3 protein-coding genes and 1 tRNA gene are annotated in these 6,000 nt (G+C 67.7%); all 4 read right to left on the bottom strand.

Annotated features, from left to right (window positions below; all coding sequences use genetic code 11):
* Positions 1–138 precede the first annotated feature (138 nt).
* The 4 genes from Mth01_RS17515 to gyrB all read right to left on the bottom strand — a co-directional run bounded on the left by Mth01_RS17515 (position 139) and on the right by gyrB (position 5,755).
* A tRNA-Ile gene (locus Mth01_RS17515) sits at positions 139–212 on the bottom strand.
* Positions 213–386: 174 nt separating this feature from the next.
* Positions 387–1,223, bottom strand: coding sequence for a DUF3566 domain-containing protein (locus Mth01_RS29795; RefSeq protein WP_239089760.1), 837 nt, complete (start codon positions 1,221–1,223; stop codon positions 387–389).
* Between the two features lie 52 nt (positions 1,224–1,275).
* On the bottom strand, positions 1,276–3,783 hold the full coding sequence (gene gyrA / locus Mth01_RS17505) for a DNA gyrase subunit A (RefSeq protein WP_204016933.1): 2,508 nt from the start codon (positions 3,781–3,783) through the stop codon (positions 1,276–1,278).
* A gap of 28 nt (positions 3,784–3,811) precedes the next feature.
* Positions 3,812–5,755: a DNA topoisomerase (ATP-hydrolyzing) subunit B gene (gyrB, locus tag Mth01_RS17500; RefSeq protein ID WP_204016932.1), complete on the bottom strand. Its 1,944-nt coding sequence runs from the start codon at positions 5,753–5,755 to the stop codon at positions 3,812–3,814.
* Positions 5,756–6,000 lie beyond the last annotated feature (245 nt).

The following is a 6,000-nucleotide window of genomic DNA, read 5'->3' as shown; positions in this document are numbered from 1 at the left end:
CTGGCGCGAAGACAACGTGTACTTCGACAAGGACGTGGAGATCTAAGCACAAGCCGCAGGAGGCCGTAGTCACGCGGTTGGACACTCAGAGATCACAAAGGCCGCTCTCCACGATCAGGAGGCGGCCTTTGAGCTGGGTGGGGCTACCTGGACTCGAACCAGGGACCTCTTCCTTATCAGGGAAGCGCTCTAACCGTCTGAGCTATAGCCCCGCACTCGGTGCAAGGAACGTTACCGCATCTCGCCTATGGCGGCGAATCCGTTCCCCGACTGAGGTAAATCTTACCGTGCCCGTGCCGCTGGTCGTGCCCCGTACCGGTGTTCGTGCCTGTGCCACGGGGACCGCGTACGGCTACCGCCGGCGTGCGGTAGCCGTACGAAACGCGTTATTCGGCCTCGCTGAAGGTCATCTCCACGCCGCCGACGAGGTCGGCGGACATGTTGTAGATGACCGCGCCCAGTGTGGACAGCGCGGTGATCAGCACGACGTTCACCGCGCCGAGCAGGGCGGTGTAGCCGAGGATGCGCATCGGCTCGAACCAACTGCTGATGTCGAGGGCGATGCCGGTGCTCTGGTCACCCGCCAACTGCCGCACGGCGTCGGTGATCGAGGAGAAGACGCCGAGCGCGGAAAGCACGCCGTACAGCACGGCCACGGCCACGAACAGCACCACGAAGCAGACCAGGGAGACGACGAAGCTGAACTTCATCGCCGACCACGGCTCGACCCGGCGCAGCACGAGGTGGGCCTTGCGCGGCGGCCGGACGCCGGACTTCTTGTCCTTCTTGCCGCCCAGCACGCCCTGGCCGTCTTTCCGCTCCTCGAAGGAGAGGCCCTTCATGGCGCCGCCGGCCGCCAGCACCCCGCCGTCCCCCGCCGGGCCAGGACGGGCCGCGTCACCGGCCGGCGTCGGCCGGGGGAACCCCGCCACCGGGTTCCCCTGGGCGCTGTTGCCCGAAGCGGCAGCCTGGCCACCGGACTGACCGCTCCCCGGGCCCCCGGGCTGGCCCCCCTTCGGCGGCAGCCCGGCCGGTCTGGCGTAGGCGGCAGTGGGCTCCGCGGCGCCCGCGAGCCTGCCGTCCGCGGGTCTGGCATCGTCCGCGGGCGGCCGCTGCTTCCACGGCTGGTCCGGTGCGGACGTCCGGACGCGAACGGTGTCTCGAGCCGGGTCTTCGGCCTTGGCCTTCTCGCCAGGTGTCACATCATGTTCATCGCGCGCCACTCTGGCGACGCTACCCCCATCCTGGGCCGACCCGCTAACCCCGTTCCTTCCGTTACTCATCAGCCTCGTCTCCTGCCCCGTTTTCCTCGGTCTCCAACGACTCGGCATTCCGGGCAAGCGCGACGACGCTGTCTCCCTCTGCGAGGTTCATCAGGCGCACCCCCATCGTCTGCCGGCCCGACCGCTTGATCTCCCCGGCGCTGGTCCGGATCACCCCGCCTACCGAGGTGATGGCGAAGACCTCGTCCTCGGGGCGCACCATGACGGCTCCGACCAGCTTGCCACGGGAGCTTACGATCTTCGCGGTGAGCACGCCCTTGCCACCCCGGCCCTGCACCGGGTACTGCTCGGCCGGGGTGCGCTTCGCGTACCCGCCCTCCGTGGCGATTAACACGTCCTCGCCGTCCCTGATCACGTTCATGGACAGGAGTTCGTCGCCGTCGACGAACCGCATGCCGATGACGCCGCTGGTGGCGCGGCCCATCGGGCGCAGCGCCTCATCGGAGGCGGTGAAGCGGATCGACTGCGCGTTCTTGGAGACGAGCAGGAGATCGTCGCCCTCGGAGACGAGCCGCGCCGCGATCACCTCGTCGTCCTCGCGGAGGTTGATGGCGATGAGGCCGCCCGACCGCGGCGAGTCGTACTCCGACAACCGGGTCTTCTTCACCAGGCCACTGCGGGTCGCGAGCACGAGATACGGCGCCACGTCGTAGTCGCGCAGGGCCAGGATCTCCATGACGTGCTCGTCCGGCTGCATCGCGAGCAGGTTCGCGAGGTGCTGGCCGCGGGCGTCGCGACCCGCGTCCGGCAGCTCGTACGCCTTGAACCGGTAGACCCGGCCCTTGTTCGTGAAGGCCAGCAGCCAGTGATGGGTCGTGGTCACGAAGAAGTGCTCGACGATGTCGTCCTGACGGAGCTGGGCGCCGCGCACTCCCTTGCCGCCCCGCCGCTGGGCCCGGTAGAGGTCGGTGCTCGTGCGCTTGGCGTAGCCGCCGAGAGTGATCGTGACGACGACGTCCTCTTCGGCGATCAGGTCCTCCATGGACATGTCGCCCTCATGCGCGATGATCTCGGTCTTGCGCTCGTCGCCGAACTTACCGATGATCTCGCCGAGTTCCTCGGAGACGAGCCGCCGCTGGCGTGGCTCGGAGGCGAGGATGTCGTTGTAGTCGGCGATCTGCGCCATCAGGCCGTCGTACTCGTCCTGGATCTGCTGGCGTTCCAGCGCGGCCAGCTTGCGCAGCTGCATGTCCAGGATGGCCTGCGCCTGCACCTGGTCGATGTCGAGCAGCGTCATCAGGCCGCCCTGGGCCTCGGCCGCCGAAGCCGATCCCCTGATCAGCGCGATGACCTCGTCCATCCGGTCGAGCGCCTTGAGCAGGCCGCGCAGGATGTGGGCGCGTTCCTCGGCCTTGCGCAGCAGGAACCGGGTCCGCCGGACGACGACCTCGATCTGGTGGACGATGTAGTGCCGGACGAACTGGTCGAGCCGCAGCGTCCGGGGCACGCCGTCCACGAGCGCGATCATGTTCGCGCCGAACGTCGTCTGGAGCTGGGTGTGCTTGTACAGGTTGTTCAGCACGACCTTGGCGACCGCGTCGCGCTTGAGCACGATCACCAGCCGCTGGCCCGTACGCGAGGAGGTCTCGTCGCGTACGTCCGCGATGCCGGTGACCCGGCCGTCCTTGACCAGCTCGGCGATGGTGAGCGCGAGGTTGTCCGGGTTCACCTGGTACGGCAGGGCGGTGACGACCAGGCACTGGCGCCCCTTGGCGTCCTCCTCGACCTCGACCACGGCCCGCATGATGATCGAGCCGCGTCCGGTGCGGTAGGCGTCCTCGATGCCGCGGCGGCCGACGATGAGCGCCCCGGTCGGGAAGTCCGGGCCCTTGATCCGGGCCATCAGCCCGGCGAGAAGCTCGTCGTCGCCCGCCTCGGGGTTGTCCAGCGCCCACTTGACGGCCTCGCCGACCTCGCGGAGGTTGTGCGGCGGGATGTTCGTCGCCATCCCGACCGCGATGCCGGCCGAGCCGTTGACGAGCAGGTTGGGGAACCGCGACGGCAGGACCACCGGCTCCTGCGACCGACCGTCGTAGTTCGGCTGGAAGTCGACGGTCTCCTTGTCGATGTCCCGGAGCATCTCCATGGCGATCGGCGCCAGGCGGCTCTCGGTGTATCGCATCGCGGCCGCGGGGTCGTTGCCCGGTGAGCCGAAGTTGCCCTGTCCGTCGACGAGCGGGTAGCGCAGCGACCACGGCTGCGCGAGCCGTACGACCGTGTCGTAGATCGACGTGTCGCCGTGGGGGTGATACGAACCCATGACGTCGCCGACGATGCGCGAGCACTTGAAGTAGCCACGATCGGGGCGGTAGCCCCCGTCGAACATCGCGTACAGCACCCGGCGGTGCACGGGCTTGAGGCCGTCGCGCACGTCCGGCAGCGCACGGGACACGATGACCGACATCGCGTAGTCCATGTAGCTGCGCTGCATCTCGGCCTGGATGTCGACCGGCTCGATGCGATCGGCGGGAGGCCCTGGCTGAGTGTTCACTTCCGTCACGAAAAGTCCTTCTGGTCAGACACTCTGCTCAGACGTCGAGGAACCGGACGTCACGGGCGTTGGCGATGATGAAGGTCCTGCGGGCCTCGACGTTCTCCCCCATGAGGACGCTGAACAGGTCGTCGGCCTGGGCGGCGTCGTCGAGGGTGACCTGGCGGAGCAGGCGGGTCTCCGGGTTCATCGTGGTCTCCCAGAGCTGGGCGGCGTTCATCTCGCCCAGACCCTTGAAGCGCTGCACGCCATCGTGGGCGCGGGGGTCGCGCTTGCCGCGGGAGATGCCGTCCTCGATGATCGAGTCACGCTCGCGGTCGGAGTACGCGTACGAGGCGTCCTCGCCCTTGCGGTCCCACTTGATCTTGTAGAGCGGCGGCTGCGAGAGGTAGACGTGACCCGCCTCGATCAGCGGCCGCATGAACCGGAACAGCAGCGTCAGCAGCAGCGTCGTGATGTGCTGCCCGTCGACGTCGGCGTCCGCCATCAGGATCAGCTTGTGATAACGCAACTTCGAGATGTCGAACTCTTCGTGCACTCCGGTGCCGAGAGCCGTGATCAGGGCCTGGACCTCGGTGTTCTTGAGGACCTTGTCGATCCGCGCCTTCTCGACGTTCAGGATCTTGCCGCGGAGCGGCAGGATCGCCTGGAACTTGGGGTCGCGACCGCCCTTCGCCGAGCCGCCGGCCGAGTCGCCCTCGACGATGAACAGCTCGCACTTCTCCGGCTCTGACCACTGGCAGTCGGCCAGCTTGCCCGGCAGTCCGCTGCCGCTCTCCAGCAGTGACTTGCGACGGGTCAGGTCGCGGGCCTGCCGGGCCGCGATGCGGGCACGGGACGCCTGGAGCGCCTTACTGATGATCTCCTTGGCCTCGCCGGGGTTGCGTTCGAGCCAGTCGCGCAGATGATCGTTACAGGCCTTCTGGACGAACGACTTCGCCTCGGTGTTGCCCAGCTTGGTCTTGGTCTGGCCCTCGAACTGGGGGTCGGCCAGCTTCACCGAGATGATCGCGGCGAGGCCCTCGCGGATGTCGTCACCGGCGAGGTTGTCGTCCTTGCCCTCCTTGAGGAACTTCTGCTCCCGGGCATAGCGGTTGACGATGCTGGTCAGCGCCGCCCGGAAGCCCTCCTCATGGGTGCCGCCCTCGGCCGTGTTGATCGTGTTCGCGAACGTGTAGACCGATTCGGTATAGGAGCCGTTCCACTGCATGGCGATCTCGACCGAGATGCCGTCGCCGTGCTCCTCGAAGTCGATGACCGAGCCGTGGATCGGCTCCTTCTTCGCGTTCAGATGGGTGACGAAGTCCGCCAGGCCGCCCTCGTAGTAGTACGTCACGACCTTGGGCTCGCCGTTGATGTGGTCGGGCCGCTCGTCGGCGAGCTGGATCGTCAGGCCCTTGTTGAGGAAGGCCATCTCCTGGAATCGGCGTGAGAGCGTCTCGAAGTTCCAGGCGGTCGTCTCGAAGATCTCCGGGTCGGGCCAGAACGAGATCGTCGTGCCGTGGTCGTCGGTCGGCTCGCCCTTCTGCAGCGGGCCGGTCGGCTTGGCCGTGACGTACGACTGCCGCCAGACGTGCCCGTCGGTGCGGACCTCGACCTCGAGCCGGCTGGACAGCGCGTTCACGACCGAGGCGCCCACGCCGTGCAGGCCGCCGGAGACGGCGTACGACTTGCCGTCGAACTTGCCGCCCGCGTGCAGCACGGTGAACACGACCTCGACGGCCGGGCGGCCCTCGGCGGCCACTATGCCGACGGGGATGCCGCGGCCGTGGTCGAAGACGCGCACCCCGCCGTCGGCGAGCAGCGTCACCTCGATCCGGTCGTTGTAGCCGGCCAGCGCCTCGTCGACCGCGTTGTCCACGATCTCGTACACCAGGTGGTGCAGACCGCGCTCGCCCGTCGAGCCGATGTACATGCCGGGGCGCTTGCGGACCGCTTCCAGGCCCTCGAGAACGGTGATAGAGCTTGCGTCGTAGGACAAGTGCGAAATCCTCCTGCCGCGGACACGCGGCGCCGGGCACCCTTGATTGGCTGCCCTCGCCGTGCCCGTCACCGTTGTGAGTGCCCCGATGCGCCCACCCAGGGGAGTCGGCTTCCAGGTATGCCTGGGCCGGGGTGAGACAAACCGGACGTGTCCTTGAGTCCGACTTCATTCTACCGTTCAGATCGACCGCAGGGGGCATTGACGGGGGCTGTGATGCCCTGTCGCTTGACGATCATGGTTTT

Origin of the sequence: Sphaerimonospora thailandensis (assembly GCF_016863115.1) — a bacterium.
Lineage (GTDB): Bacteria > Actinomycetota > Actinomycetes > Streptosporangiales > Streptosporangiaceae > Sphaerimonospora > Sphaerimonospora cavernae.
This window is presented reverse-complemented; position numbering and strand designations above follow the sequence as displayed.